The 26,272-nt window shown below is 32.8% G+C and carries 40 protein-coding genes; all 40 read right to left on the bottom strand.

Annotation, left to right across the window (positions count from 1 at the left end; translation table 11 throughout):
* Positions 1-47 precede the first annotated feature (47 nt).
* The 40 genes from B5X47_RS04290 to B5X47_RS04115 all read right to left on the bottom strand — a co-directional run bounded on the left by B5X47_RS04290 (position 48) and on the right by B5X47_RS04115 (position 26,262).
* Positions 48-1,484: a sensor histidine kinase gene (locus tag B5X47_RS04290; RefSeq protein ID WP_079588982.1), complete on the bottom strand. Its 1,437-nt coding sequence runs from the start codon at positions 1,482-1,484 to the stop codon at positions 48-50.
* Complete coding sequence (locus tag B5X47_RS04285) at positions 1,477-2,181, bottom strand: response regulator transcription factor (RefSeq protein WP_079588981.1); 705 nt, start codon at positions 2,179-2,181, stop codon at positions 1,477-1,479. Before B5X47_RS04285 ends, B5X47_RS04290 begins: the two co-directional genes overlap by 8 nt.
* 121 nt (positions 2,182-2,302) lie before the next feature.
* Entirely contained in the window at positions 2,303-3,994 is a 1,692-nt protein-coding gene (locus B5X47_RS04280) for a diguanylate cyclase (protein ID WP_159446395.1), read from the bottom strand.
* Between the two features lie 385 nt (positions 3,995-4,379).
* Entirely contained in the window at positions 4,380-4,664 is a 285-nt protein-coding gene (locus tag B5X47_RS04275; protein WP_330395734.1) for a hypothetical protein, read from the bottom strand.
* A 56-nt stretch (positions 4,665-4,720) separates the two neighbouring features.
* Positions 4,721-4,921: a hypothetical protein gene (locus tag B5X47_RS04270; RefSeq protein WP_079588979.1), complete on the bottom strand. Its 201-nt coding sequence runs from the start codon at positions 4,919-4,921 to the stop codon at positions 4,721-4,723.
* A gap of 58 nt (positions 4,922-4,979) precedes the next feature.
* Complete coding sequence (locus B5X47_RS04265; protein WP_079588978.1) at positions 4,980-5,216, bottom strand: hypothetical protein; 237 nt, start codon at positions 5,214-5,216, stop codon at positions 4,980-4,982.
* Between the two features lie 152 nt (positions 5,217-5,368).
* Entirely contained in the window at positions 5,369-5,869 is a 501-nt protein-coding gene (locus B5X47_RS04260) for a phosphodiester glycosidase family protein (protein ID WP_278278414.1), read from the bottom strand.
* Between the two features lie 128 nt (positions 5,870-5,997).
* Positions 5,998-6,741, bottom strand: a complete 744-nt coding sequence (locus tag B5X47_RS04255; RefSeq protein ID WP_079588976.1) for an N-acetylmuramoyl-L-alanine amidase family protein — start codon at positions 6,739-6,741, stop codon at positions 5,998-6,000.
* A gap of 1 nt (position 6,742) precedes the next feature.
* Positions 6,743-7,147: a phage holin family protein gene (locus tag B5X47_RS04250; protein ID WP_079588975.1), complete on the bottom strand. Its 405-nt coding sequence runs from the start codon at positions 7,145-7,147 to the stop codon at positions 6,743-6,745.
* 121 nt (positions 7,148-7,268) lie between these two features.
* Positions 7,269-8,192 carry a site-specific integrase gene (locus B5X47_RS04245; protein ID WP_079588974.1) on the bottom strand — a complete coding sequence of 308 codons (924 nt, stop codon included), beginning with the start codon at positions 8,190-8,192 and terminating at the stop codon, positions 7,269-7,271.
* Positions 8,182-8,349, bottom strand: a complete 168-nt coding sequence (locus tag B5X47_RS13780; protein WP_159446394.1) for a hypothetical protein — start codon at positions 8,347-8,349, stop codon at positions 8,182-8,184. The genes B5X47_RS04245 and B5X47_RS13780 overlap by 11 nt, the downstream gene beginning before the upstream one ends.
* A gap of 183 nt (positions 8,350-8,532) precedes the next feature.
* Positions 8,533-8,697 carry a hypothetical protein gene (locus B5X47_RS13865; RefSeq protein WP_200805082.1) on the bottom strand — a complete coding sequence of 55 codons (165 nt, stop codon included), beginning with the start codon at positions 8,695-8,697 and terminating at the stop codon, positions 8,533-8,535.
* A gap of 102 nt (positions 8,698-8,799) precedes the next feature.
* Positions 8,800-8,931, bottom strand: a complete 132-nt coding sequence (locus tag B5X47_RS14010; RefSeq protein WP_278278412.1) for a hypothetical protein — start codon at positions 8,929-8,931, stop codon at positions 8,800-8,802.
* Between the two features lie 43 nt (positions 8,932-8,974).
* Positions 8,975-9,112 carry a hypothetical protein gene (locus B5X47_RS13860; RefSeq protein WP_200805081.1) on the bottom strand — a complete coding sequence of 46 codons (138 nt, stop codon included), beginning with the start codon at positions 9,110-9,112 and terminating at the stop codon, positions 8,975-8,977.
* Positions 9,113-9,394: a hypothetical protein gene (locus tag B5X47_RS04240; protein ID WP_079588973.1), complete on the bottom strand. Its 282-nt coding sequence runs from the start codon at positions 9,392-9,394 to the stop codon at positions 9,113-9,115.
* Positions 9,394-10,233, bottom strand: coding sequence for a hypothetical protein (locus B5X47_RS04235; protein ID WP_079588972.1), 840 nt, complete (start codon positions 10,231-10,233; stop codon positions 9,394-9,396). The genes B5X47_RS04240 and B5X47_RS04235 overlap by 1 nt, the downstream gene beginning before the upstream one ends.
* Complete coding sequence (locus tag B5X47_RS04230; RefSeq protein WP_079588971.1) at positions 10,233-12,107, bottom strand: phage tail protein; 1,875 nt, start codon at positions 12,105-12,107, stop codon at positions 10,233-10,235. Before B5X47_RS04230 ends, B5X47_RS04235 begins: the two co-directional genes overlap by 1 nt.
* Positions 12,107-12,643 (bottom strand): phage distal tail protein, encoded by a 537-nt coding sequence (locus tag B5X47_RS04225; RefSeq protein WP_079588970.1) that lies wholly within the window; start codon positions 12,641-12,643, stop codon positions 12,107-12,109. The genes B5X47_RS04230 and B5X47_RS04225 overlap by 1 nt, the downstream gene beginning before the upstream one ends.
* Positions 12,644-12,653: 10 nt before the next feature.
* Entirely contained in the window at positions 12,654-13,052 is a 399-nt protein-coding gene (locus B5X47_RS04220; RefSeq protein ID WP_079588969.1) for a phage tail fiber protein, read from the bottom strand.
* Positions 13,053-13,595, bottom strand: a complete 543-nt coding sequence (locus tag B5X47_RS04215; protein ID WP_079588968.1) for a distal tail protein Dit — start codon at positions 13,593-13,595, stop codon at positions 13,053-13,055.
* Positions 13,592-15,244: a phage tail protein gene (locus tag B5X47_RS04210; protein ID WP_079588967.1), complete on the bottom strand. Its 1,653-nt coding sequence runs from the start codon at positions 15,242-15,244 to the stop codon at positions 13,592-13,594. Before B5X47_RS04210 ends, B5X47_RS04215 begins: the two co-directional genes overlap by 4 nt.
* A gap of 43 nt (positions 15,245-15,287) precedes the next feature.
* Positions 15,288-15,572 carry a hypothetical protein gene (locus tag B5X47_RS04205; RefSeq protein ID WP_079588966.1) on the bottom strand — a complete coding sequence of 95 codons (285 nt, stop codon included), beginning with the start codon at positions 15,570-15,572 and terminating at the stop codon, positions 15,288-15,290.
* 2 nt (positions 15,573-15,574) lie between these two features.
* Positions 15,575-15,880 carry a hypothetical protein gene (locus B5X47_RS04200; RefSeq protein ID WP_079588965.1) on the bottom strand — a complete coding sequence of 102 codons (306 nt, stop codon included), beginning with the start codon at positions 15,878-15,880 and terminating at the stop codon, positions 15,575-15,577.
* A gap of 9 nt (positions 15,881-15,889) precedes the next feature.
* On the bottom strand, positions 15,890-16,462 hold the full coding sequence (locus tag B5X47_RS04195) for a hypothetical protein (RefSeq protein ID WP_079588964.1): 573 nt from the start codon (positions 16,460-16,462) through the stop codon (positions 15,890-15,892).
* Positions 16,463-16,464: 2 nt separating this feature from the next.
* Positions 16,465-16,830: a hypothetical protein gene (locus B5X47_RS04190; RefSeq protein WP_079588963.1), complete on the bottom strand. Its 366-nt coding sequence runs from the start codon at positions 16,828-16,830 to the stop codon at positions 16,465-16,467.
* 1 nt (position 16,831) lies between these two features.
* Positions 16,832-17,254, bottom strand: a complete 423-nt coding sequence (locus B5X47_RS04185; RefSeq protein ID WP_143215759.1) for an HK97-gp10 family putative phage morphogenesis protein — start codon at positions 17,252-17,254, stop codon at positions 16,832-16,834.
* Between the two features lie 7 nt (positions 17,255-17,261).
* Positions 17,262-17,573 carry a phage head closure protein gene (locus B5X47_RS04180; protein ID WP_159446393.1) on the bottom strand — a complete coding sequence of 104 codons (312 nt, stop codon included), beginning with the start codon at positions 17,571-17,573 and terminating at the stop codon, positions 17,262-17,264.
* A complete protein-coding gene (locus B5X47_RS04175) occupies positions 17,566-17,826 on the bottom strand; it encodes a head-tail connector protein (protein ID WP_079588960.1) in 261 nt (86 codons plus the stop codon). The genes B5X47_RS04180 and B5X47_RS04175 overlap by 8 nt, the downstream gene beginning before the upstream one ends.
* 12 nt (positions 17,827-17,838) lie before the next feature.
* On the bottom strand, positions 17,839-18,117 hold the full coding sequence (locus B5X47_RS04170) for a hypothetical protein (protein WP_079588959.1): 279 nt from the start codon (positions 18,115-18,117) through the stop codon (positions 17,839-17,841).
* Between the two features lie 44 nt (positions 18,118-18,161).
* Complete coding sequence (locus B5X47_RS04165) at positions 18,162-19,364, bottom strand: phage major capsid protein (protein WP_079588958.1); 1,203 nt, start codon at positions 19,362-19,364, stop codon at positions 18,162-18,164.
* A complete protein-coding gene (locus B5X47_RS04160) occupies positions 19,361-20,014 on the bottom strand; it encodes a head maturation protease, ClpP-related (RefSeq protein ID WP_079588957.1) in 654 nt (217 codons plus the stop codon). Before B5X47_RS04160 ends, B5X47_RS04165 begins: the two co-directional genes overlap by 4 nt.
* Before the next feature lie 11 nt (positions 20,015-20,025).
* Positions 20,026-21,183 carry a phage portal protein gene (locus B5X47_RS04155; protein WP_079588956.1) on the bottom strand — a complete coding sequence of 386 codons (1,158 nt, stop codon included), beginning with the start codon at positions 21,181-21,183 and terminating at the stop codon, positions 20,026-20,028.
* Between the two features lie 11 nt (positions 21,184-21,194).
* The gene (locus B5X47_RS04150) at positions 21,195-22,946 is read right to left on the bottom strand and encodes a terminase large subunit (protein WP_242951001.1); all 1,752 of its coding nucleotides are present in this window, start codon (positions 22,944-22,946) and stop codon (positions 21,195-21,197) included.
* On the bottom strand, positions 22,939-23,352 hold the full coding sequence (locus B5X47_RS04145) for a hypothetical protein (protein ID WP_242951000.1): 414 nt from the start codon (positions 23,350-23,352) through the stop codon (positions 22,939-22,941). The genes B5X47_RS04150 and B5X47_RS04145 overlap by 8 nt, the downstream gene beginning before the upstream one ends.
* 89 nt (positions 23,353-23,441) lie before the next feature.
* The gene (locus tag B5X47_RS04140; RefSeq protein ID WP_079588955.1) at positions 23,442-23,774 is read right to left on the bottom strand and encodes an HNH endonuclease; all 333 of its coding nucleotides are present in this window, start codon (positions 23,772-23,774) and stop codon (positions 23,442-23,444) included.
* A gap of 8 nt (positions 23,775-23,782) precedes the next feature.
* On the bottom strand, positions 23,783-24,211 hold the full coding sequence (locus tag B5X47_RS04135; protein ID WP_159446392.1) for a DUF4352 domain-containing protein: 429 nt from the start codon (positions 24,209-24,211) through the stop codon (positions 23,783-23,785).
* 151 nt (positions 24,212-24,362) lie between these two features.
* Positions 24,363-24,638: a hypothetical protein gene (locus B5X47_RS04130; protein WP_079588953.1), complete on the bottom strand. Its 276-nt coding sequence runs from the start codon at positions 24,636-24,638 to the stop codon at positions 24,363-24,365.
* 118 nt (positions 24,639-24,756) lie between these two features.
* Positions 24,757-25,158, bottom strand: a complete 402-nt coding sequence (locus tag B5X47_RS04125) for a sigma factor-like helix-turn-helix DNA-binding protein (protein ID WP_079588952.1) — start codon at positions 25,156-25,158, stop codon at positions 24,757-24,759.
* 19 nt (positions 25,159-25,177) lie between these two features.
* Positions 25,178-25,549, bottom strand: a complete 372-nt coding sequence (locus B5X47_RS04120) for a hypothetical protein (RefSeq protein WP_079588951.1) — start codon at positions 25,547-25,549, stop codon at positions 25,178-25,180.
* Between the two features lie 161 nt (positions 25,550-25,710).
* Positions 25,711-26,262, bottom strand: a complete 552-nt coding sequence (locus B5X47_RS04115; RefSeq protein WP_079588950.1) for a site-specific integrase — start codon at positions 26,260-26,262, stop codon at positions 25,711-25,713.
* Between the last annotated feature and the right edge of the window lie 10 nt (positions 26,263-26,272).

Below are 26,272 nucleotides of genomic sequence, written 5' to 3'. Positions count from 1 at the left end.
GTAAAATTGTGGCAAAAAAATGGCAGTAATTTGAGCTAAAATGTAAATTATTTAGTAATTTCCATCGTAAAACTAAACCTAGTACCTTTTCCTCTATGAGATTCAACCCATATTCTCTCATTTAATTCTTCTATTATTTGCTTTGCAATAGCAAGTCCTAATCCTGTTCCTTGTGTTGTTCTTGATTTATCTGCTTTATAAAATCTTTCGAAGATATAAGGAAGATCTTCTTCACTAATACCTTTTCCAGTATCTTCAACTCCAATTACAATCTTATCATTTTCTATATGTCCAGAAATAATAACTTTTCCATTTTCATTAGTGAATTTAAATGCATTATCTAGTAGAATCACCAATACTTGTTCTACTCTCTCCTTGCTTGTATAAGATCCAGGTAGAGTTTGAATTTCATCTGTCAATTCAAGACTTATAGATAAGTCGTCCGCAACGGTATAAAATTTTTCATGTACAGTATTTATCAAAAGAGAGGTATCTACTACACTTTTTTCTATATATAGATTTCCAGACTGAAGTCTAGAAAGTTCTAACATATCATCTATTAATCTTTGTAGTCTAATTGATTCGGCAAGCATAATTTGATAATACCTTTGTTTTTCGTTATCTTCTTTAATTAATCCATCTACTAAGGTTTCGCTCATTGCTCTTAGCGAAGATAATGGCGTTCTTAGTTCATGCGATATATTCGCAACATAGTCTCTTCTAGTTTTTTCTAACCCTTTTGCTAGCTTAGAGGATTCTTCTAAATTTACAGCTAGTATATTAAAGCTTTCTGCTAATTCCTCAACCTCACCATAACCCTTTTCTTTTATTCTGACATCGTACTTTCCTTCAGACATTTCTTTAGCGCTAAACACCATGCTCTTTAACGGAATTATCAAAGGTTTTATTGAAATATAAAGTAAAACAAGTATTATATTTAGAACCAATGTACTCATAATTAAAAAGACCATATTAAATCCCCTAATTGCAGAAGCAAAGTCGCTAACTGGCTTTAGTAAAAACACTCCTCCAATTATATGATCTCCCTTTTTAATAGGCATACCTAAAACAATAGATGTCCCTTCAATTGCATTTAGGCTAGTTATTTTTTTTACCTCTTTCCCCATGAAAACTTCATTCATAAACGGTTCAATAGATATTCTTATATTTTCTTCAATATATGGCTCATGTTTTTCATCATGATTGTCAATGATTGTAAATGGTTTTTCAAAAACATTCATATCATTTTTATAAATATCATACGCTTTTATAATAAAAGGCATTTTATTCAAATCAGTATTTGTTTTTCCTTTAGCATTGATTTCACTTATAATTTTTTGTAACTCAGGTTTAAGTTCATCTACTTTTATTTCAATATAATATTTTTCTATTACAATCCTCCCTATAAATAAAGATGATACAAATACTAGAACTAAAATTATACTTATATTCAAAAATAGTCTTTTAAACAAGCTTCTATTCATTTTGCACCTCAAATTTGTAACCCACTCCGTAGATAGACTTAATTTCCCAGCGTGTTCCAATTTCAGGTAATTTTTTTCTAAGCCTTTTTATATGGGTATCTACTGCTCTTGTATCTCCAAAATAATCATATCCCCATATGCTTGACAAAATCTGTTCTCTTGTGTATACCTTTCCTATATTGCTTACAAGTAAGTACAAAATTTCAATTTCTTTAGGCGTAGCTTCTATCTTGCATTTATCCACCTCAATTAAATATTTATCTAAATCTACAATCAAATTATCTACTTTAATGATTTTTTTATTTTCCTCAATTTTTTTGCTATCAGATTGATACCTTCTTAAAATAGCCTTAACTCTTGTCACCACTTCTCTTGGAGAAAAAGGTTTTATTACATAATCATCTGCTCCAATTTCAAGTCCTACAATTCTATCAATTTCTTCGCCCTTGGCTGTTAGCATAAGTATTGGAACATCACTTATTTTCCTTATTTCCTTGCACACTTGTGTACCAAACATTTTGGGCATCATTATATCCAAAATCACAAAATCTGGTTGTTCCTTTTTAAAAATTTCTAGAGCTTCTATACCATCAAATGCTGAAAAATATTCCATTCCTTCTAGTTTCAAATAAGCGCCAATGGTATCATGAATAGCTGGATTATCATCACAAATTAAAATATTAATATTTTTCTCCATATATTTTCCCTCTTCAACTCCTTATAATTTTTAAGTAATTTTGTTAAAAATCGACAAAAACCATATAGAATTAGCTATAAACTCATCCATATGGTTTTTATTATTTCATTTATAGAATTATTTATTTATTAAATAGCTCAAAGAAGTCAAAATCGCTCTTTATGATATGGCCTACTACTACGTCTTGGACTACATATTTTACGACTGCTATAGGAGAAATAAGGCCTTTTTCTAAAGCATCATACATATTTTTAGCTTTTATTACTAAGTCATTGTGAATCTTTTTATGCTGCTCATACTCTTCATAGCTATGCTCTAAAAGTATGGCTTCTTCATTTTCAAAATGCAGAGATACATGATCTAGCAGTCGTTTAAACATAACTAGAATTTCTTCAAGATTATCTTCAATAAAGCAATTTGAAATTATATCGTTTGATATGCTTATAAGCTCTTCATGCTCTTTATCTATCTGAGGATTTCCACTTCTAAAGAAAGGCCCCCAGTCTATATTTACTGGAATTCCTCCTTTTGCTATATATACTTCCTCATCGTAAACTACCTTATTTCTTCCTGTAAGCTTGGCTAGGTAGAGAGAGTTATCGACACGTTTAAACAAGCTATCTTCAGTGTCTTCCTTCTGGCACTGCGTAACTCCAAAGCTAGAGGTAATCTTCTTCACGCCTTTAACTCTTAGAGATTCTACTTCTCTTCTGATTTTTTCTGCAACTATAGTAGCTTCCTCAATATGCGCTCCTGGCAGCAGAACCAAAAACTCTTCTCCTCCCCATCTGCAAAGGACATCTGTTTTTCGTATGAGCTTTGAAACCAAATCAGCAGTACCTTTTAGCACTAAATCTCCTTTTTGGTGGCCATACTCATCATTTATTTGCTTGAAAAAATCCAAATCGAATAAAATCACAGAAAAGGTTTCTCCATTTTTACAGCCTTTAAGAAATTCCTTTGAAAATTTTTCCTTTAAATACGAGCGGTTGTAAGCTCCTGTTAGAGAGTCTCTCGTTGCTCTTTGGTAGAGCTTATTTGTCTTATTTATATTTTTCTTTTTCACCTTGTAGTTTTTGATGCATGAGCTTAGTCTGAGCATAAATAGTTTAAAGTCGAGTGGTTTTAGTATAAAATCATCTGCTCCGATGCTCAGGCAGTGAGAAATAGCTCTTACATCTCCATACTGAGTCACTAGGATTATGATGCCGTCGTTATTTTGCTCTCTGATTCTGTGAATTACATCCTCTCCATCGTAAACAGGCATAACCAAATCTATCACATAAAGGTCGTATTTTAAATCTGAGTTTAAGAATTTTTCAGAATCATTGTAGTAGTCTACAGTATGAATCCCACTTTTATCGAAAAAATCCTGCAATACCTGCAAGGAGAATCTACTGTCATCCACTACTGCTATTTTCATGTTTTTAAGACTACCTATGGTCTGAGTTTCCGACTCTATACTGCTGATATATCTTCTAAAGCGCTTCAGGTCTATTTTATCCCTATCTATAATCGCCATAACTCCATTGTCATATAGGTGCTCTTTCATAGCTACACTCATACCATGGGATATGATAATGGTATTTACTAGATATTTCTTTGCCTCTAGAATTTTATTTAGCACTATCTCGCATTGCTCCTGAGATGTGCAATCTGCTTCTATGATTATTAGTCTGTAGTAATCTATATTCTTCTCGTGGTTTTTTAGTTCATCAAAGGTCACTGTCTCGTAGCCATTATATCTATCTCTTATCGCAGTTTTTATTTGAGTTGAAAGGTTGGGGTTATTTGCTATATGCAAAATTCTCATAAATTCCTCCATGTTACATTTAAAAGCAGCTTAGTATTACACACAAATAATAGTATTTTAAAACCAACCTACTTACAGTAAATTAAACTTACTAATTTTGGAAAGTAAGTTTAAAAAAACCTTGCATTACAGTAACTGTAATACAAGGTGTCTACTTTAGATAATGGCGGAGAGAGGGGGATTATCAGACTATAAGACACAACCACTGATACACCTCTATCCTGTATAACAATACTGCTTATATACTGCTTAAGTGGTGATTCATTATTTCAATATATTATATCATTTTAAATTAAGATTGCAATTATTTTTAATAAAGAACCCCTTCATCAGGTCATGCCTGGCCATAATCGGCTGAAGGGGTATTGTCTTTATCATTATTATATCACTTTTCATGTTTAATATCATCTAAATTAATTTCACATAATTCATTCTTTCTTGCTTTTATAAGTTCTTCTAATTCTTCAATATCTTCAATCTTAGCCTGCTTTTTTATAAAATTCCTTGCAGTACTTCTATTTCTTAAATATCTAGCATGTTCTCTATTTTTTTCTTGCCACTTTTTATTTGCTTCAGTTTGAGCCTTAGTTTCCATATTATCTCCTTCATCATCTGGATCATAGTCAGGTACCATTAAATTAAAATTGAACCAATCTAAGTTATTTTCCATAATGTTTACCCCCATTTTATATACGGTTTTAAAGGATTACCGTAAACCTTTTAAGATTATTTTTCCCAGTTGTTTTCTTCTTCCCACTCTTTTTCTAATTCTAGCATTTCTTCATAATTCACTTCTCTGCCAACAAATTCGCTAAAATTTTCTTGAACTGAAGGTTCTCCACAATCATATGCTTTTTGTCCTTCTTCTTCTATAAATCCATTAGCTATTAATCTCCACTCATTATACTTCTGTTTTAAGTTCATCATTTTAATTCCTCCATGTTTTTATTTTGGCGGTTTTTAGGTTTACCGCCAACCTTTTATTTTAGTATTCTAGTTCTACTGTTTTTGTTTCAACTTCTTCTTGTTCTTCTGTATCCCAAACTTCTACTGGAGAATTCCAATCTGCTGCATCTGATAAGTCTGGATTAGTGTCTAGATCAAAATCTTCGAAAACTTTAAATGTTACTGAATACTCTTTTCCACTTTCATCTTTTCCAAAATCTTTAACCATTCTGTCTTCGATTACTTGAGCTTGTCCATTCATTTTAATTTTTAGCATTTTTCATATCCCCTTTGGTTTTATTTAGGAGGTTTTGTTAACCTTCTATAATTATATTATACTATCGATAGTATAATAAGTCAACACTATTTTAAAAATAAATTAATTTTTTCCAAAAAAAAATAAACCCCTGCGTTTGCAAGGGTTTACTGCTATTTTATAGTTATATAGTTATTGACTTTTCTTCCATCGCCTGAAACTATAACCTTATCATTAATCTTTAGAGAGCTGCTTCCACCCCCATCTAGAGATATAGCAAAATCTAACTTAAGATTATTCACTGAGTCAATTATTCTATCGTGACTTGAGTTTGGTCTTATGCATAGATATATAAGGTTTTCATCTTTTTTATAACCCATAAAGGTCTTATTAGTAGTCCTCAGCACATCGCTATATACACCACTAAATCCTTCGCTAATAGGACTATATCCATACGGAGTAACAATTCCAAGTCCACCTATTGCCCACTGAGATTCTAATATTATCTCTGCTGCTAGATTAATTCTTTTAATTTTAACCTCGCCTTGCTTTGTCATGTAAATCACCGACTGAGGGTATCCTCTCCATACATGACTAGCTTGATCGCCTAAAACTTTGCCTTCATTAATTAAAATTCCGTTTGGCTTTCCATCCCAAAAAAATGTACCATTGATTGCAGTACTTTCAGCAATATCTTTAATAGCTTTATTTTTTAATACTATTTTTAAATCTTCTGGCTTTATTTTTAAAACATGAGTCTCTCCTATTAATCCATAGCTATATTTAGGTTCAATAGGAGTATCTACTTTTTTTCAGTTAAAACCTTGTGCATGTTGGCCAGTATTGAAAACACTGCCCAAGCTGGCATATTATCATCAATCTTTTTTAACCATCCATCAAACTGGTCTACCATTTTATTATCGTGTAGATATTTAAGATTGTCTACTTTCCACTGCTCTACTCCCATACTATCCTCCTTAGGTTTTTCACCTGGTTTTAAGTATTTTATACCTTCATGCTCACATATAGCTTTTAAAACTGATTCTGCAAGCTGTAATTTACTGTTTTTTATTATTTTTACATCTTCATCATTTGATGCAAATCCATACTCTACAATAAATGTTATTACATCTCCAGTAAGACGATGCATAAAGTAATAGTCATTATCTTTATCGTTTTTTCTATCAAACACTCTTCTTCCTGGAATTATTTTTTTCATTTCTTCAAACATCTTATTTGCAAGTACCTTATCATTTGTAATTGAAGTAATTATTTCAGCTCCTCTAGCCTTTTTATCACTTGCAGCATTAAAATGATTACTTAAGCAGTATTTAGCTTTGCTTTTCTTCACTAGGTCGGTTCTATAAGGTGGAGTTAAAAACATATCTTTATCTCTTGTGAGTTCTGCTTGTATTCCTAATTCTTTGCACCTTTTAAATTGATATAAGCTTATTTCTAAAGCTAAATCTTTTTCTTTCCAAAAAAAATTAGAGCCACCTCCTGGGTCTGTTCCTCCATGTCCAGCGTCAATAATTATTTTTAACATTCTAATTCACCTCCGTTTCTTCTTTCCAAGCCTTTAATGCTCTTTTAAGTATAGAAGGTACTGGCACACCAATAATCGCTAAATTTTCTACTAAAGACACCCCTTCATTTGCTATAAAAAAAGTAACTACAGCATTTCTAAACAGCTGTGAACCAGTAGGGTCAATCTTATCCATCTGATGTGCAACTATAACAGCTATAAGAGTGCCTATTTTCTTCATCAACCCATTCCAACCCACTGCGGATGATAAATCTTTTCTTATAAAAGCTTTCATCAGGCCTGTAGTATAATCTAGCACAAGGAAAAATAATAGCACTCTAAGTATCAAGTCCACGCCTCCAAACGCATATACTATGCAAGTTCCAAAAAATGTCGTTATTAATTTTACAGCTGCACTTTCTCCCATGTTTTTACCTCCAATTTTTACAATAAAAAAGAGCCATGCGGCTCTTTTGGTTATGATATTAATTTACGATATTCTGACTTGATATGGTCCTTATTCATGACAGCATAAATCTGAGTAGTTGCTACACTCTCATGCCCCAAAATGCTCTGAATACAGTTATATCCATACCGCTATTAAGTGCTAAAGTAGCAAAAGTATGCCTGAGCAAATGCGGATGCACTTTTCTATTAAGCTTAGCTGCTTCTCCAAGTCTTTTAATTTCTAATTGTATTGCTCTTGCTCCTAAACGCATATAAGGAGCACGATAAGAAACGAATAGAGCAGGGTTTTTATCCTTCCTAGAGTTAATATACTCTTGTATAAATAACTTTGCTCTAGGGCTAAAATAAACCACTCTTTTCTTATTTCCTTTACCAAGTACCTCAACACATCTTTCATTGAAATCAACATCAGATATATTGAGTTGCTGAAGCTCTGTAAGTCTACACCCTGAGCTAGATAAAAACTCAACTAATGATTTCTCTCTGATTGTCTTGCATGCATTTCTAACTTTTTCTAATTCTTCACTGGTTAATGCATGCCTTAAATCCCTTTTATTTAAGCTTGGAGTCTTAAGTTTTCTCATAGGGTCTTTATCAATTATTTCCTCGTTTGCCATCCAGCTAAAAAACGATTTTAAGACACTAAAATTAGTGGCCATAGTAGACTCTTTTAAAATCTTCTCCTGTCCAAGCAATGCTAAATAATAGCGTATATCATGAGTTGTTATCATAGATGCTGGTTTAACTACTCTATTTGCAAAATGTTGTAGTTTAAGATTGTAGTTATACAAAGTATTAAGCTTTACTCCATCGATTTTCTTGGCGGCTAGGAAATAAGCTATCTTTTCTTTTAAATCGCTAACTACTAGATCATAGCTTTCCTTTTCAACTAAATATCCGTTAAATGCTTCATCCAAAATAGCTCTCATACTTTTTGAATCAATGTCAGCTATTTCTCCTAAATTTGCCATTATCTTGATTATTATTAGCTCTTTATTGTCCATAGTGATTACCTCCAACAGGCAATATAACTACATCATCAAGATTAATATCAGACTCAGTTTCCCAAGCACATTGAAAACAGATTACCTTCTCCCAAAGATATGCATATAAGGGATACTCAAATTCTCTACCACATAAATCACAAGTTTTTTTAATCATAAAGATTAACCTCCATTTATACATTACACGCACAAAAACAAAAAGTTTTTATACATGTAAAAAATGGAGGCTATATTTCACAATTTTTAACTGTATCTAAAAATAAATACTTGTAACCATTAGTATGACTTATTCCTAACTAATAGCGAATAATATCGACTATTGTGTAATAAAAAAAGCACCTTATTTAGTGCTTTTCTCTTCTTCTAATTTTTTCTCTTGTTCAATAAATTCTTTCATCTGTTGATTAACCCAGGTTGATATTTTTATTCCTTTTCTTGCTGCATACTCACAAAACTCTTCAAATACTTCAGGATCTAAAGAAATATTTTGCCTTCTGGTTGCCATTTAATTTCCCCCTAAACCTATGGTCATTAAGGGGATTATAATAAAAAAATAACATTTTGTCACCAAAGTGTGTATTAATACACACTAATACACACTATTAAACTATTGAGAAAGAATCTCTAAAACTATTACCCTCAAATTTCCTACATCTGGAACATCATCTATTGTTATTTGTCCTGCAAGTATTAAAATTGAATAAGATATTGCTATTCTACTTTTTGTTGTGAATGTCATATAAAACATCTCCTTCGCTAATATATAATATAATTTGATTAAATTAAACAACTTTTTTATCCAAAACATTTCTAACTACCTCTTTTAGATTTTGGAAATTAGGCACATCGTCTATTGTTTTTAAATTATTTACAATAAGAAGTACATAGTCTTTAACAAGTTTGCTTTCTTCTGTAAACATTTACATACCTCCTACCATAGATAGCATCATTTCAAATAACTCAGCGTTTGCTTGAGCTGATTCTATTCTTATTTTGTCAAATTCTGTCGGCTGTGGTGGTAATGGTGTTGGGTCATGTGTATCTATGATTTGTTGCACTAAATCCATGTCTATACCTGCTGCGAAATCGATATCAGCGCCTATCTGGCTATCACCTACAATAGCCTCTATTGATTTTAATACTATGCCTTTTTCTATTAATTCATCGTGCAATTTGTTTCTTAAAACATTTTCAATTTTCATTATTCCACCACCTCGATAGCAAAATATGTTTCAAATCTTAAATCAAGTGCTGAACCCCTAGCATGAAAAACTCTCATTTCAAAATAATCACCAGCTATAACATCAAACGTAGGGGACTCAAAAGATTGCGAAGATTCGTCTTGAGCCAATCTTGTATCTCTCGGCTCAATTATATTTCCATTTTTAAATAAAGCTACAATTCTAACCCCAGTGTTATTCGGAGACCAATGAGCAAAACCTTTTAACTTTACTTTCGTTACACCTTCTGGAATAGTTAGTCTTGTAGGATTAGTGGCATTAAAAAACATACTATTATCATAGACGCTTTCTTGAAATGGGACAGAAGTGTATGTTGTGTTTGCAATTGATATATTCGATGTCCGCTTAACCAAAGCCCCTTTGAATCCACCATGTGCTTTATTGGCATTTCCCTGCGCATGTTGTGCCGATTGCGAAACAAGTTCATTGACTGCCCCGACTAAATTAGTCTTATCAGTAGTGATTAAAGTTGCTAAATCTCCTTGATTATCAGCAAGTTCTTCTACATTATTCTTCAAAGCTTCATAATCATATTCAGTAAAATTTCTTGCTATAGTGGTTCCTGCATTCCATGTTTTAGCAGTCCCCTGAAAAGCTCTTTCTACAGTGATAGCTAGACCTGAAATACTTAGTACTTTTATAGTTTCAGCACTTATTCCAGTCCCAATTACCATTAGATTTGGTAAGTCAGTTGGAACCTTAGTTTCGTCTTGTACATATATTAGTGTATCTGTATTGCTGATATTGTTAGTTATTATTGTCTCAGGCGAGTTTATAGCACCTTTATACATTTGTAACATTAATAATCACCGCCTCCTCTACTGTTTGTAAATATTTGCATAAATACATTGGCAACTATTCTAGTAAGTGCATTTGGAATAATTTCTATAGTATGCCAAGTATTTCTATTTATCCTTCCACCACTATCAGTCGCAAGATAAGCTACTATATCTATATCTTGCCCTGGACTAGTCTGAGGAATAGTCTTTCCATCGACTTTAATCGTCACGCTATTTGCAGTAGTTCCTCTATATATCCCAAATTGCAATTCGTGGATATGACTTGGTAAACTTATACTGTGCTGATGATTTGGGATATTTACATTATGGCTATGGTCTTTAACTTCAAAATTATGTTTATGTGATGGGGCATTAAATCCGTGACTGTGGCCATAAATACTAACTCTATGAGCATGATCAGGTATTCCATGACTATGACCGTCCTCAGTTTCAGTTTGGTCTACATAAACTGGTGGATAAGAGCCAAAGGTATATTCCCTAATATCAATATCCTCTTTAGCGTTTTGAGTAGTTTTATATTCACCACCTCCACTATCAGTAGAACTATAAGAACCTCCGCCTGAACTTGTAGATGTTGCTGAGCCTCCTCCTGAATTTGTAGATGTTACACTAGCACCACCGCCTCCTATAGCTTTGCTATAAGCCCTAAAAGCTTCTAGCTGATAGTTTAGTATGCACTTATTTATCCTAGCCATAGTTCCAGGTATATATATCCTCATGACTGCAGGATTTGCATTGTCAGCATTATCAGCATAGGGAATAATCATTTGATTAGTAGCACCTTGAGCATATACTTCATTTATTCTAGCTCTATCTGCAAGCTCAGATATGCTTCCAGCTACATCTCTTGTCTTATTTGCTATTTCTATTTCAATATCTCCTGGATTACCTGTGATGTCTGATTTGCTTACTTTTATAATAGGTAAATCCTCTATTATGTCATCCTCTTTATCCATTATCCTTACAATGTCCCCTGGAAAGAACTTACTGTATTTCTTATTATCTTTTCTATAAAGGTCAACTGCTTTAGTAGTATAAGATTTATATGGATATTTAAGTTGATTTAGTAATGCTTGGCCATAAGCTTTTAATGTTTCTGGACTTTCAAACCTTTTATCTACAAGTATGCTAGACTTAATGCCATAAGTTGTTGTTTGCCCATTACTTTCTAAATAAGGGACTCCATTATTTACACTTTCAATTCCAAGTTGATTGTCTCCCTCTCCATAGCCAAGACAATATAACCTAGTTACTACAGTTGTAGGGTCAACTTCCTTTTGTATTTCTGTCATGTTTTTCTTGTATGTTACATCTGCTTTTACTTCAGTGCTTAGTCTTTTTAAATTGATTCTCCATACACTGCCTTTAGTGTCAAATTCCCATCTGTAACCTTCGTTAAAGCATTGAGGTACACTAAAAAGAGCTGCTAGTAAATTTTCATTTTCCCATTTATATTCAAACCTTCTGTCGAACTCACATACTCCAAGTTGCCATTTCTTATCTAACTGTCTATCTAAGATATATCTAAGCACTGTAGTAGTTCCAACACCAATATTTCCTATTTGGTGATATTTAAAAAGGACATCATCTAACAATGTTGCAAGTACATGCTCGCATTGATAACTGATATCCCCTTGACTACTTCTAACAAGAGTAGATGGCATAATTCTAAATAGCTCTACTCTTTGATTATCATCATAAATTTCTACATAATTAAATGGCTGACAATAAATATTTTTAGGATCATCAGCAGGCATACTAAAATTTGCATACCATAGCTCATTGAGTGTGAGCTGATATCCTATTGCATATGCATTATCAAGATAGGCTAGTTTTTTCATGTTTCTATCATATACTCTGATAAGATTCTTCACTACAACCACCTATCTTTCCATATGACATCAAACATTGCTTTTCTAGAAGCATTACTATCACTGTAGATTAAAGTATTAAGTCCATTAAGTAAGCTTATAAAATCACTATCAGAGCTGAAATACTGCATTGCATTTTGACCATTTAAAGTCACGGTCATATCGCATGTATTAATAATAAGTTCTTCACCAGGCTTTAATACTAAATTATCTAATTTTATAACCTGCTCTCCTGATAAAGTTTGACTTGCTGAAGCTCCTAGCACCATGTTTGCATCATCACATGCAACAATGAAAGCTTTAGTTCCGTTTGCGGTATACCCCATAGTCATAGCTGCAGTACTTGCAGGACTGTATTTATTTATAGTAGCTTCTGATAAGCTCTTAAGACTAAGATTAGATATTCCTCCTGCTGATATTATCTTGCTTGCACTAACCAATGGAGTCGATAAACTCATTTGAGCTAGTCCTGATGCTCCTGTGGTTTGAATAGAGCTTACATTAAACTTACCACGATTAAAAGGTTGCCTATTAAACATAAGCCACCTCCTATTCCATTGTCACTTGTATATTACCTGTCTCAATAGTAAATCTATTACCACTAAGCACATTCTCGACCCTTGAAAAACTACCCTTGCATAAAAGATTTCCACCAGTTTGAGCTGTTCTTATTCCCCAGTGAGATATCTGGCCCCAATCTGTAGAAGCAATGGGAAACTCTACCTTCTGGTTATTAGCTATTACTCCCTTATCTCCTGTTTGAGTTGGTGCTCCAAAGGTTACTTGTTGCCTCGCATATGCTCCACCACTTACCTCAGTACCAGTGTCAGCATCAGTAGGATCGTTTATATATAAAGCTAAATAGATTTGCGTAGGTTGAGCTACCGACTGATTTCTAAAAAAATAATTTAGTATAGCCTCTTCAAGATAATTACTTGCACTTGCCATCTAAATCGCCGCCTTTCTTGTTATTGTTATATTATTTATATTAGTTGTACCTGTGTTTTTTATCGTTATGATACAGCAAGTTTCTGAGGTTCCTGAAACATTAACAGGTATTTCATAGGGCTTTGTTGTAACTTCTGGAATATTTACTTGATTAAATTGTAAGCTTTCAGCAAATGGCTGGCATTCGAATACTACACTTGTTACTCCAGTTGTATTGATTTGCTCTAAACTAATAGCATCATAGATTTTAGCTGGATAAGCTTTATTAGGTTCGTCATCAAATATCAAATTTCCTTGCTTCGATAACCATTCTGCTACAGACCTTGCTTGTGTTCTTAAGTCTTCTAAACTGTTTTTTATGAAATTTAATTCTACTGAGATATATCTATTCTCATAAGTTTCATTTCCGTAGTCTAAATATCCATGTTTTCCGTTAATTAGAAATAAGTTTTTTCTTTTTTCAGGTCTTAATGATCTATCAATTGACCTTATATATATGCCATATTCTGAGCTATGTTTATTGTTAAATGTGAATCCCATCATGCAAATAACACGCCCTTTCCTCTAGCATCTTGTTTCTGCAAGTTATATAATTCTTTTACTATCTTCTTAATATCTGCTTCTTCTCTAACAACTAAGCTTGATATATTAAAATTATTTTCTATTTTCTGACCTGTGCCCGTTGACATGGCTTTATTTTCTTTTGCTGTTAAAACTCTCTCGCCTTGGTGCAACAATGCAGCATAATTATTATGAGGCACATAATCAAGTCCAGTAAAGTGAGAGCCTTCATTTTTACTTGTTTTAACATTGCTAGTATTCATTTTTGAACTTGTAGTATTCCAAGATGTTAAAGCATTTTTTAAATCAGTCATTCTATCACTTACCCAATTTGATATACTACTCCAAACACTTTTCATACCTTCCCACACCATATCAAACATGCCTTTGCCTAAATCTCTAAAGACATTAAATGCACCTCTTAAGACTGCATATATTCCTTCTAATAGCTGAGGTAATAAATCTTTCATCCCATTCCAAACACTACTGAATATCTGCTTAACTCCGTCCCATGCTCTTTGCCAATCACCTGTAATTAGTCCAAGGGCAACATTTATAATTCCCTTGATGATATTTATAACAGTTTCTATGATTGTTTTTATAGCTCCAAACGCTATTTCTGTTATCTGTTTTATGTCTTCTCCATATTTATTCCAAATAGTTGTGGCTATTTGTACGAATGCCTTTATTATCTCGCCTATGGTATTAAAAATTGATTCAAATATAGCTTGAATAGCTGGTAAATTAGCTTCTACCCACTCAAATAAACTTTCAAGCCAAGGCATCAAGTATTCCATTATTACATGTGTTGCTGCTTCAATGACTTTGCCTATAACATCAAATACTATTTCAAAAGTTTTTTGAATTTCAGGCATATGATCTAATATAAAATCTAAAAATATTTGTAATGTAGGTAGCATTTGATTTGATATAGTCATAAAAACCATTCCAAAAGCAGCCTTAACATCTGCCATAGTGTCCCCAAATACGACATTAGCTTTAACCATGTCTTCTGACATAACTAGGCCTAATTCATCAGCTCTTTCTTTAAGTCCTGTCATACCCTCGCTACCTGCGTTTAAAAGTGGCAATAGCTCAGTATATGATTTACCAAGCAAATCATTACCTAATGCGTTTCTTTCAGCTCCTGCTGGCATATCTGCAAGTGCATTCATAACATCATCAAATATTTCTGATTGAGATTTTGTTTTTAAATCATCTAGGCTTATTCCAATCTTATCAAATGCTTCTACATTTGCTTTAGAGCCATTAGTAGCACCATCCATAACATCAGATAATTTTTTCATACCTACTTCTAGTTTTTCAATATCTCCACCAGATTGTTCAGCTGCATACTTCCATCTTTGTAATTCTTCTCTATTTATTCCTGTTCTTTCACTTAATTTATCAATAACATCGGCTGTCTCTGCTGTCTTATTAGCAAGTGCTAACATACCTCCGACTGCTGTTCCAGCTCCTGCAACTATGCCAGCTCCCCATTTAGCCGCTGTGCCTATCATACCTGTTAGTTTTCCGCCTAGTCCTTCTGCTTTGCCTTCTGTTTTAGATATAGATTCATCAGCTGCTTTATTATCTACTAGGATACTTCCAAACAGTTTAAATAACTCCATACTTCACCTTCTTTCTTGCGTAAAGGTAAAAAAAGAGAGTACATTATCTAGTTCTAAGACTATCTAATATGCTCTCTGCTTCACTTACTATTTCTTCAAATGTCTTGTTTTCATATGTCTTATTAATAACCTTAGATGGATTGCAAAAGTCCTCAAAAGATACATAAGTTTCTTTATCCATGTAAGGATATTTAGTTAAATATAGTTGCCATAATTTTTCTTTTTCTTCTTCTTGATACGCTTTCTTTATAAGCTCTATTGCATCAAGTACATCTAATTCCATTACAGCATCTAAGCTTTTATATCTTTTTAAGAGCAAATCATACAATTCTATGTATCTAATTTGCCCACAAATGATAAAAAACTTTTGATATCTTCCTGCTCTTTCAACTCTTCAAAGTACTTCATTGTATCTATTAGAGGTAACTTAGCGTATTCCTCAGCGGATATGCCTACTAAATCAGCCATAAAGTCTGTTATTTCAGCCTCTGCCATGTGCATGTTTTCAGCCATCTGCTTGATAACTAGTGTTCCAGCTTCGTGTTGCGACATTCCTTCACTTATAGTGAAATCTAGATTCATTTTTTTAATAATCTTACTAACCTTGAAAACATCTTTAGTCTGTAATCTTCTCATTTAATCCTCCTATGGTGTAACTACTGGTTTAGGATATAGTATTTTAAAAGGTGGAGTATCCAGTTCAGTTGAATCTAAATGTCCGTAGAATGTAGCTGGAATTTTACCTTCTGAAGCATCTTGCATATTAAGGCTAAGACCTTCAGTGGATAAAGCGTTATAAATAATAATAACTACTGGATCATCACTTCCGCTAAGCTTTCCTACAAAAGCTATATTCTCTAGATAGTTAGTCTCTAAAATATAGTTATTAGCAGTAATCTCATCATGAGTAGTTCCTGATGTAACTGTAACTGCTCCAAGTGCCATAGCTAATGTGTCCTTTGTGACTTCTAGCAAGTTTGTTGCTAAGCTTACTTCCCAGCTGTCTATAACATTAAGTCCTTTTACTCTTGTGCTTTTAACTCCGTCAATTGGAATGTTTCTCATATTTGGTTTAGCTGTAAATGTATTACCGCCTTGTGTTGCTCCTATAAGAGTTCCTGTCATTAGTGTTTCGTCTAAATTCTTGTATAATGCTCCAGCATCTAGTAGTAAATTTTCTGCTGTATTAGCATTAAATCCAGTAAATTGTAATGGCATTTCTATACCTCCCTATCATAATATCTAATGTTAAACACTACCGTTTTTCTTTTCCAATCTAGGCTTTCAGATTTAGTGTTAATAATTCTATCTAAGTGCATGCTAAATTGAATTTTATCGTTAATAAAATTAAATCTATTAAGTTTTTTTAGCTTTTTTACTAGATCATCAACATTTATTTCATTTATGTTCTTATCCCATATATCAACATCTACAATCCATACGATTTGGTCTTCTATATTTGTACCTTGTGCTAAATCGTAGGTTAGATATGGTACTGGTCCGTCTGCTGGGGCTTTTTCAAAAGCATAAACATTAGGGCATATGCTAAGGAGAGTATTTCTAAGTTGCTTTTTCAATTCTCTCATATTACTCTTCTCCTTGTGGGCTTAAATATTCTTCTTCACTTGGTATATCTGGTTTTTCTTGATTTAGTGCAGATAAATATTGTGCTTGTATTCTCTGTATTTCATCAAGATTTTCCATAACAGTTCCTCTTAATATATCTCTCTTTGGCTGTCCTCTATCTCCAAGTTCCTGAAATGCTCCATACCAGGTGTTATGCTTAAATCCTATTTGCAAATCTGTTTCTCTTTTTCTAACCCAGTACTGTGTAGAGCTATAAGGTCTTTTAGATTTTCTCATTCCTTGTAGATTTCTTAGCTTTTCTACCATCCGTTTTCTAAGGAATTTTGCCGTATCTCTAAGTGCTGCTCTTGATAACTCAGTCATTGAATACATTACTGCATCTACATTACTTTCAAACTTAACTCCATCTTTATTTATTTTCATTTTGGCATTAGGAAGTGGCAAGGTCTACACCTCCGTAGACTGTTATTTCTAAAGCTTTAGAACTTTTTCTGTAAGTTTTCAGCACTCTGTATATCTTGCCTTCATGCTCTATTTCAGATTCATTTTGATAATCCAAATAATCAGCTATTTCAAACTTTAGTTCAGGCTTTAAACCTGCAGTATGAGCCATATAAAATTCCTGTTGGCCTATACTTAATATCTTGGCATAAACTTCTATTTCGGTTGATGTTTCTATTGGTTCTCCTACCTCATCATAGGTTCTATCTATCTTTCTTAGCTTTATAATCTCGTTATACACTGTAATCACCACTCATGGACAATGATTGTGCCATTGATGTATATGCTTCTTTGTATCTATCCGCATCAGATTCATAGTTTAAATGCCATTTGCAATACAATTTAACAGCTTGAATTATTAAAGTATCTTCATCAGTTATATTTATTATGCCTACCCTAGCTAAGTCCTTTTTAGCTGCAGCTATCATGTCTATTAATTCATCATCTAATGCCGTATGCTTTATTCTTAGGGACATTTTTATTTTTTCTAGCATATTATCCCTCCATTAACTATCTCCTTTTAAAAGCTGTAATAACTTAGCTTTATTATCTCTAGGAGTATATTCAATTCCTTTTTCCTCTAGCATTAATTTAATTTCTTTTACTGTAAGTTCGCTTTCTTCTTCTTGATCATCTTGCTTCAAAACTAATACATCTGCTTCTACAATTAATTGTCTGCTAAGTAGGTCTTTTTTTCTGTTTTCGTCTTCTATTTCAAGTATTGTACCTACTTTTATTACTTTTCCTGAGTATTTATCTTGAAATTCATGTTTAACTACTAACATGCTTCACCTCCTAAATAAAAAAGGCTGGTTTCCCAGCCATATATTTAACCTGCAGCCTTTTCAATTAAAGCGAATGCTTTTTCAGCTAATACATTTCCGTCATTTACTTCATAAGCTACGAAATCAGTAGTTCTAGCTTTTGCATGTTGCTCAGTAACTAATCTCATTTGTTCTTGAGTATTAACAATATAACCTTTAGCTGAATTCCCAAGAAGAATTTCCCCATCTAATAAAGCATCTTCAACTTCAACTACTTTACCAAATATTCTTCCTACTCCACCAGAAGTTGGGTCTGGAATAAAAATAGGTCTATTTTGTCCATCAAGCAGGTTAGCAAGATTGTTCCAAAGAGTGCTAGTGTTAACATAAAATTTTACACCGCCAGCAAACTCCGAAGCTATCTTAGCCATAGCAGCAGTTAAATCAGAATAACCTGGTGTAGTTGCATAAGTCTTTATTTGAGGAGTTAATGTTTGAGCTTTTAGAGCAGTAATAATTCCAGTAGGTTGGTCAGTTCCGTTACCTCTTACTATAGCATGTGCTTTAGCAGCTCCGATTCTTTCACCAAGTTCTTCTTGAATAAATGGAATAAAATCAGAAACAGCCATTTCTTGTAATTTCCAGCTTACTGTAACAGACTTAGATAACTCATGTCCCCCTAGAACAATTTCTCCAAAAGTATTTTCTTCATCTTCAACAACTTGAGATTCTGTGTAATATTTAGCATCTCCAGCTACAATTCCAGTGTGTTTTACAAATTTAACGATTCCTTTAATTCCAAGTTTTCTTACATCTCCTAGTATAGGATGTAGTTCTACAGCTTCTTTCATGATTCCAGCTATTACAGTTTCAGGAATCATGATTTCAGTATTTGTAGTATTGTGAGTATATGCATTTTCAGGGTTATATTTGTTATAAACCTCTATTTCTGCATTATTAAGTGGTCTTTTCAGTGCTACTTTAGCAAATACAGTCTCATAATCTACTTTGCTGTTGTCTTGCTCGGTTGTTCCTACTACTTTAGCTCCTATAGGATTAACTGCAGAATTCTCAGGGTTATATGGCACTGCTTTGTTTTCTAGTGCTGCTAAATTTGCTTGCTCAGTTGCTATAGCTTCAAAATCGCTATCTAATTTTTCAATCTCAGCTTTTTTAGCTTTCATTTCTTCAAATTTGCCCTCATTCAAAAGATTTTGAGCCTCTGTCATTAATGCATTTCTCATCTGTAAATATTTTTCTCTGTTCATTGTATTTCTCCTCTCAATTTTAAAATATCTAATTCGGCTTGAGCTTTTTCTTTTACCATTTTTTCAATAACATTTGTAGGAATGATATTTGGCATAAAATTAGCTAATAGCTGAAATTTAGAATCATCATTTGTAAACATAACTTCATCAATGAAACCATACTCTTTAGCTTTTTCAGCTGTTAGCCATGTTTCTTTATCCATCATGGCCAAGATTTCATCTTTAGATTTACCAGTTTTTAAGATATATGCACTTGCAACAGTTTCATTTGCAGTCTTAAGTATGTCTGCCATATGTTGCATGTCTCTATAATCTCCTTCTCCTTGTGCTGAAACATTATGCACCATGAACTGAGCAGTAGGAGACATTTTAACTGTTTTACCTGCCATAGCTATTACACTTGCTGCACTTGCAGCTAAGCCAACTATACTTACATTAACTTGTCCTTTATGGTTTTTTAATGCTGTATAAATTTCACTTCCTGCAAACACACTTCCACCACCACTATTGATTTCAACTTCAATAGTTTCATATTCATCAGTGATAGCTTTTCGTAAATCATTTGGACAGAATGAATCCATTTCGAACCAGTCATATATCCATTTCTGGTCATTTGAAATTATTACTCCTGCTATTCTTACTTTTGCCATGCTTCACCTCCTTATTCTGTTGTTGGTCTAGTATCTAACCTTCTTACATAGACATCCCCTTCTGCTATTGGAGCTAGATTTAAGATTTCTCTAACTTCATTAGGATTCATTATTCCTCTGTCTACAAACTGAACTAAACCTAGTTTTGTCTGCATACTAGCAAAAGAAAGATTTGTTGATTCGAATACAATCTTATTTCCAAAACCACGCTCCCTTCTGGAAAATATCTTTCTTGTATATTCTCCTGATAATTGCATTACAACTGGCTCAATTTCAGCCTCATAATAAGAAATCCAGCCATCTTCGTTGAAAGATGATTGGATTATGTTTTTATTAGTATTAAAAAAGTTGTAAATTCTATCTATTGTCTTATCAACTAACGAAGCATTTGGCACATAATCATTGGGTGTTACCTGCTGTGCATCAAATTTAGCATCTGTGGCTGCAGCACCTGCTGAACTACCATCTGTAGCATCTTCTATTTTTAAAAAGTCATCTACAAACTGTTTTGTTTGCTTCTTGATATCTTCTGGCTTAAGAGTAGTATGGAACTTTAACAGCCATTTAATAACATTGGAATTTTTTATTGCATTTATAATCCCTTGGTCTGTTGTTGTCACTATCTCCATGAGCTGTGTTAGTGCCGTGGCTGGATTATCTCCAAATATATCGTTTGAATTAAAGTCTCTTCTAAGATGTATTATGTCTGAATACTTAAAAGTGTATGATCTACCATTAGCCATTTGAAACTTAAGATATAAATTAAAGTTTTCATCTTGAATAGCCTCTACCGAATTAGCAGGTATAGGGTATATGGCTACTGGATATCCATTTTCATCCCTTTGTATATGTGCAAAAGCATTATTATTGAGCATTAGCTGTATTGTCATTTTTTCATGTAACATTTGCCCAGTCATATATGGATTAGGTTCTTCTAGAAGAAACTTAATATATGGCTCTGGATTTATTTTTAATCCAGCAGGGTCTTCTCTTATATGCTTTCCAATAATTTTTCCAACTGCTTGAGCTTTAGGCCTTATACAAGCCCTAACAATATCAGATTGATATAATTTTCCGTCATAATTAAAAAAACCACTCCCTGATTGAGTAATCAGTTTGTAGTTCGTGATAGTAACAGCTTTATTTTTAAATCTATCTAATATTCCCATGATTCACCTCCTTAAATTAAGTTGATATATTCATCATAGTGTCTTTCAAGCACTACATATGCGTTTAATAAGCTTGCCATACCGTCTATTCTTTTCTTACTACTTGCTCCTTTTGCAGGTTGAATGTTATTATTTTTATCTATTACAACAGTTGTGTTACTTAAACACCATTTTGTTATAGGGTTATTATTATAATTAATTCTTTTAGCTTTTAAATCTGCTCCTAATGATTTCATAGGTGATGAAAGTGTCTTACTGCCTTGTATTACTGATTCCATTCCATTCTTACCATAGTAGTTTCTCATATCCTCAACATAGTAAGTTGCTGACCATGCATCATAACCGTGATATGGAATATAAAGGTCATGCTTTTCAGTAATTTCAACAAACCATTCCTTAACATCTCTGTAATGAACCTTGTTTCCTTCGCAAAGTCTAAGCAAACCTTGTTCTACCCATTTGTCATAAGGTATGTGGTCTTCTTTTATTTTTATATCTAGTAAGTCTTCAGGCATCCAGTACATTTGCTCTACATATATAGTTTTATCCTCAGGCAGCATAAAAATAATCGTTCCACAAGTTAAGTCAGTAGTACTTGATAAGTCACTGCCTCCTATTCCATAATCAGGTTTAAGTAAGCTTATATCAAACTTAGCTGGGTTATTAAGCTCATCATAAGAAAGCCATGCTTCTGTTGATGTTTCTCTTATATTAAACTCTTTGCATACTAAGTTTTTAACTAGATTGCTGTTCTTCTTAGCTCTGTTGACTTTATCCCTTAAAGTTACTAAATTCTTAATAGTTCCTAGTCCTGGATTAGCTTTATACCAGCATTTCTCATCTTCCCACTCTGATTTCTTGTCTAGCTCATAAACAAAGTAAATAGAACGCTCATCTTTGAATCCATCTTCTAGATCATATCCATTAATAGTAAGTTCTGCTTCTTCATATATTTCATCATAAATGTCTTCTCTTATCGTACCTGCAGTAGAACACATGAAAATAAGAGGCTGTTCTCTCGCAGTAATACCATCAGCCATAATGTCATAAAGTGGTCTACCATGTTTCCATTGATGGAACTCATCCATTAATACACCATGAACATTAAGACCATCTAAAGTATCACTATCACTCGCTAAAGGTCTAAAAACTCCATCATTGTACTCTCTGCTATCAAGTTCATGAGTAAGCGCCTTAATTCTTTTTTTAAGAGTTGGGGATTTCCTAACCATACTTTTAGCTTCTTGCCATATGATTTTAGCCTGGTCTTTTTTAGTCGCAACTGCGTATATTTCAGGACCTGACTCATTGTCTCCTATTTGCAAATAAAGTCCAATTATAGACGCTAATAAAGATTTACCATTTTTTTTACCTACTATCAGTACTGCTCTTTGATATTTTCTAATTCCTTCAATGTTAATAAATCCAAATATAGTAGCAAGAAAAGCTTTTTCCCATAATTCTAGAGTAATTCTCTTTCCACCTTGCTTACCTTTGGAATGTCTGCAGTAATTTTCAGCAAATTCTAAAATATGATTTGCTCTAGCTGTGCTATAGTACCACTCCGATTTTGAATTTTTTATGTCATTTACTATTTTTTTATAGGTTTTTTCAATTTTTATTGAAACAATTGCTTGTTTTTTCTTTATTTGCTCATAATATTCGATTATGGGATTATAATCTTTTGGATAATGTCTTAATCCTTTTGCATCAACAGTAGGTTTAATTTTTCCATAAATTATGTCTGGATTATTTCTAATCACTTCTACCACCTACAAACTCATCAAAACCATCTGAGACTTCTTTTGGTAACTCTTTTGGTAATAAGTCTGAAAGTTGTTTTATCACAGTTGTGTATCTTTGAACCATGCTGTTGTATGCTTTTAAAGCTGGATGTTCTCGAAGGATTGAATATTCTCCTTGTTGCATCTCATCTATTGGTCCATTTTCATCTATAGAGGCTTTGAGTTCTACGAGTGTTGCTTTCATGTATGCAGCCTCTTCAATAAGTCCCTTACTGGTCAACCTTTTATTTTTTTCTATATCTTTGAAAATTCCTGTAAGTCTTCGTATCTCATTATTAATCTTTTTATCTTTTTCTTTTATGGGTTCTTTAGGCTGTCTAACTATTGTTTTCTTGAGCTTTGTTGAAGCTTTTTTCGTTGCCACTCAAATCACCTCCTTTCGATAGGGTGGGGGGTCTTGTGAAAATGCCCCGTGTATTATTCAGAGGTTCCCCTTCGGTCCTTTGGCAAAAATCAATCAATAATTTTATGGGGGGACTCTGTAAAAATTAAATCTCCGTTCTCATCAAACGCAAATCCTTCTCTTAATGCTGAGTGCTTGCTAAATGTTTTAATGTTGTGGCATTCCAAGCATAAATACTGCAGGTTCTTATGATTAAGTGTTATCTCAGGATCATTAATGTTTAATGGACTAATTTCTTCGATATGGTCGACTATATATCCTAATTGGTTCTTGCAGTGTTCGCATATTCCACCATCTATTTTTTTTCTTTTTGCAATAAAAGAAGCACGACATTTCTGCCATGCTTTTGATTTATAAAACTTCTTTGCATATTCTTTTGCCACTCTATCACCTATTTTACTTTGAAACTGTTATCGCCATAATCTTCGTAATATACCTCATAATCAGTTATATTCTCCATTACTTCAAAAGATACATATCCTTTGAGCGTTTCTCCAGGCTTAATATAACCACCGTTCAGTACTTCTGTATCTTTAGGTATTTTATCGCTTATACTTTCTTTCTGAGAGTTTATGTTTAGTAATAAATAGTTAGGATTAAATTCATAATCATCAGTACTATTATTAGTTATGCTTACTTCTAACAATATTAGTTTTTTACCATCTTCTAGCTCATCCCACTTATCTTCTGTGTGTTCTGTCACACCTATCACATTAACATCTAATGTCTGTTTAGTTTTAGGTTCTTCTTTGACTTCTTGGATTTCTTGCGAAACTTCTTTAGCTTGGCACCCAGTAAGTAGTAACGCCATTGCTAGCATGATTAGTATTTTTTTCATTGACTTAATACCTCCTATTATTTTCTTAGATTATATAATAGGTATTCTTGTTTGTATATCCATAGCCTCCCGCCCCTGGCCATCGTTTTATGTAGGATATTCTTTCCCTCTGCATAAGCAGCAACCATTTCTATTAACGCCTAACACCTTTGTTGACATTAATATATTTTTCTTTATTTCTTTCAATCAATCTATCATATTCATGCTGAAACAATAGTCTCTTACATGCTTTTCTATAATATTCGTTCCTAGGCAATAGTCCTTTATTGATTAACCTTATGCAATCCCTAGCACCTGTTTCACTTTTGAAATGCGCATGAGCTGAATAATCTCCTAATTCATTTATTACAATAAAATCTCGTGAATCTCTTACTAACTTAAAGTGTCCTATTTTATCTATTACCTTCATGATTCACCTCATTGCATGAAAAAAGAGCCTCATTTTAGAGACTCTATAGGGTAAGGAGGTTACTTATATGCACTCGTAACTAATATCATAATAACTTAAAACAGTGTATCATTGTGTATCATGATTTAATTTCTAATATTCTAAGTGCATTAGAGTGTATCCTATGTACTTGTGGCCAACTGTAACACATTTCAACTGCTATTTGTTCCCATGTCTTTTTTTCCATATATCGTGCCCTTACTAAATACTGTTCTCTAGTAGGAAGTTTATTAATTAAAGTTTCAATCTCTACTTTCAATCCATATAGTTTATTGAGATTTTTATTAATTATATTCTGAAGTTCAATCATTTTTCCTACATTTTCAGCTAATGTGTCATTATATCCTTTCATCTTAGGCAAATTCGAAAGAGTTGGTGTAACTTTCATTACCCTTGATTCTATAACTAATAATTCATTCTCTAGTTGCTCAATATTTCTATTTATCCATAAATATTCTTGAAGTTTATCTTTTACGCACATAAACATTCCCTCCAACATCCTAAAGTTTAAAAACTTTCTTCATGCTTCTAAAAAGTCTCTGCTCAAAACTTGCTTTCCCCGTGTAGTTAATCATAGTAATTACTATATCTGCTAAATCCTTATTGATATTCTTTTGATTTTCCTCTCTTAAAACCCACTCTCTTATATCAGTTGTAAGCCACTTTCTAGTTCCATATGGTGTGATAACCCTATGCCCTTCTTGATTAAGGCTTAAAACTAAATTATTTGCACCGTTTTTTTCTATATATCCTTTAAAAATCAATGCGTTGAAGTCAGTCCCTTTTTCAGATTCTAGTACCTCATTTATTCTATTAGTCATAATTCGTTTATATTCAGCCTTATCAATCCTAGTGTTTTCAATAGTTTTCACTGTTTTCACCTGCTTTTTTGAATTATACATAAACATTTAATTGTGTATAACTCACCAAATTCTTTTTTTTGTGTATTTTTACATTCTTTCAAATATATTCTTAAAAATGAATTATACATTTCCTCAATATGTATAACTCAATAGATAAAAAAATAATAAAACTACTCCCTATAATCAAAATTTAAAACAGCTTTATTAACTGCTTCCTGATTTATTCCTATATACTTAAGCGTAACTGAAGGATCACTATGATTATAAAACTCCTGCAGCACTACTATATTTTTAGTCTGCTGATAAAAATGATATCCAAATGTTTTTCTAAGAGTATGAGTTCCCACATTCTCTAATTCAAACTTTTCTCCAATGTCCTTTAAAATCTTATATGCAGTATCTCTAGTAATAGCCTTATTCTCTTTTTCCCTAGACTTAATTAGATATTCATACTCTTTTTTATCTTTTATATAACCTTCTAAGGCTTTTCTTAGTACTGCGTTAATAGGTATTATTTTCTGTTTACCTGTCTTTTGTTCCCTCATAGTTATATTCTTCTTATTCTTAACATCCTTTACTTTCAGCCTTAAAATATCGGATATCCTAAGAGCTGTATAGCAACCTATCATTACCATGATATAATTTCTTTTATTTTCATACTTCAAGTACTCTAGTATGTCTTGAAGCTTATTATAATCTCGTATTGGCTCAACATAATTCACTAAATCACCT

The sequence above is a fragment of the Acetoanaerobium noterae genome, from assembly GCF_900168025.1.
GTDB classification, from domain to species: Bacteria; Bacillota; Clostridia; order Peptostreptococcales; family Filifactoraceae; genus Acetoanaerobium; species Acetoanaerobium noterae.
This window is presented reverse-complemented; position numbering and strand designations above follow the sequence as displayed.

Bases quoted from the DNA above. Each gene is read 5' to 3' on its own strand.
- B5X47_RS04290 (WP_079588982.1), bottom strand. From the start codon at position 1,484: ATGAATAGAAGCTTGTTTAAAAGACTATTTTTGAATATAAGTATAATT.
- B5X47_RS04285 (WP_079588981.1), bottom strand. From the start codon at position 2,181: ATGGAGAAAAATATTAATATTTTAATTTGTGATGATAATCCAGCTATT.
- B5X47_RS04280 (WP_159446395.1), bottom strand. From the start codon at position 3,994: ATGAGAATTTTGCATATAGCAAATAACCCCAACCTTTCAACTCAAATA.
- B5X47_RS04275 (WP_330395734.1), bottom strand. From the start codon at position 4,664: ATGGAAAATAACTTAGATTGGTTCAATTTTAATTTAATGGTACCTGAC.
- B5X47_RS04270 (WP_079588979.1), bottom strand. From the start codon at position 4,921: ATGATGAACTTAAAACAGAAGTATAATGAGTGGAGATTAATAGCTAAT.
- B5X47_RS04265 (WP_079588978.1), bottom strand. From the start codon at position 5,216: ATGCTAAAAATTAAAATGAATGGACAAGCTCAAGTAATCGAAGACAGA.
- B5X47_RS04255 (WP_079588976.1), bottom strand. From the start codon at position 6,741: ATGTTAAAAATAATTATTGACGCTGGACATGGAGGAACAGACCCAGGA.
- B5X47_RS04250 (WP_079588975.1), bottom strand. From the start codon at position 7,147: ATGGGAGAAAGTGCAGCTGTAAAATTAATAACGACATTTTTTGGAACT.
- B5X47_RS04245 (WP_079588974.1), bottom strand. From the start codon at position 8,192: ATGGACAATAAAGAGCTAATAATAATCAAGATAATGGCAAATTTAGGA.
- B5X47_RS13780 (WP_159446394.1), bottom strand. From the start codon at position 8,349: ATGATTAAAAAAACTTGTGATTTATGTGGTAGAGAATTTGAGTATCCC.
- B5X47_RS13865 (WP_200805082.1), bottom strand. From the start codon at position 8,697: ATGGCAACCAGAAGGCAAAATATTTCTTTAGATCCTGAAGTATTTGAA.
- B5X47_RS14010 (WP_278278412.1), bottom strand. From the start codon at position 8,931: ATGACATTCACAACAAAAAGTAGAATAGCAATATCTTATTCAATTTTA.
- B5X47_RS13860 (WP_200805081.1), bottom strand. From the start codon at position 9,112: ATGTTTACAGAAGAAAGCAAACTTGTTAAAGACTATGTACTTCTTATT.
- B5X47_RS04240 (WP_079588973.1), bottom strand. From the start codon at position 9,394: ATGAAAATTGAAAATGTTTTAAGAAACAAATTGCACGATGAATTAATA.
- B5X47_RS04235 (WP_079588972.1), bottom strand. From the start codon at position 10,233: ATGTTACAAATGTATAAAGGTGCTATAAACTCGCCTGAGACAATAATA.
- B5X47_RS04225 (WP_079588970.1), bottom strand. From the start codon at position 12,643: ATGTTTAATAGGCAACCTTTTAATCGTGGTAAGTTTAATGTAAGCTCT.
- B5X47_RS04220 (WP_079588969.1), bottom strand. From the start codon at position 13,052: ATGGCAAGTGCAAGTAATTATCTTGAAGAGGCTATACTAAATTATTTT.
- B5X47_RS04215 (WP_079588968.1), bottom strand. From the start codon at position 13,595: ATGATGGGATTCACATTTAACAATAAACATAGCTCAGAATATGGCATA.
- B5X47_RS04210 (WP_079588967.1), bottom strand. From the start codon at position 15,244: ATGGAGTTATTTAAACTGTTTGGAAGTATCCTAGTAGATAATAAAGCA.
- B5X47_RS04200 (WP_079588965.1), bottom strand. From the start codon at position 15,880: ATGAGAAGATTACAGACTAAAGATGTTTTCAAGGTTAGTAAGATTATT.
- B5X47_RS04195 (WP_079588964.1), bottom strand. From the start codon at position 16,462: ATGCCATTACAATTTACTGGATTTAATGCTAATACAGCAGAAAATTTA.
- B5X47_RS04190 (WP_079588963.1), bottom strand. From the start codon at position 16,830: ATGAGAGAATTGAAAAAGCAACTTAGAAATACTCTCCTTAGCATATGC.
- B5X47_RS04185 (WP_143215759.1), bottom strand. From the start codon at position 17,254: ATGAAAATAAATAAAGATGGAGTTAAGTTTGAAAGTAATGTAGATGCA.
- B5X47_RS04175 (WP_079588960.1), bottom strand. From the start codon at position 17,826: ATGCTAGAAAAAATAAAAATGTCCCTAAGAATAAAGCATACGGCATTA.
- B5X47_RS04170 (WP_079588959.1), bottom strand. From the start codon at position 18,117: ATGTTAGTAGTTAAACATGAATTTCAAGATAAATACTCAGGAAAAGTA.
- B5X47_RS04165 (WP_079588958.1), bottom strand. From the start codon at position 19,364: ATGAACAGAGAAAAATATTTACAGATGAGAAATGCATTAATGACAGAG.
- B5X47_RS04160 (WP_079588957.1), bottom strand. From the start codon at position 20,014: ATGGCAAAAGTAAGAATAGCAGGAGTAATAATTTCAAATGACCAGAAA.
- B5X47_RS04155 (WP_079588956.1), bottom strand. From the start codon at position 21,183: ATGGGAATATTAGATAGATTTAAAAATAAAGCTGTTACTATCACGAAC.
- B5X47_RS04135 (WP_159446392.1), bottom strand. From the start codon at position 24,211: ATGCTAGCAATGGCGTTACTACTTACTGGGTGCCAAGCTAAAGAAGTT.
- B5X47_RS04130 (WP_079588953.1), bottom strand. From the start codon at position 24,638: ATGAAGGTAATAGATAAAATAGGACACTTTAAGTTAGTAAGAGATTCA.
- B5X47_RS04125 (WP_079588952.1), bottom strand. From the start codon at position 25,158: ATGTGCGTAAAAGATAAACTTCAAGAATATTTATGGATAAATAGAAAT.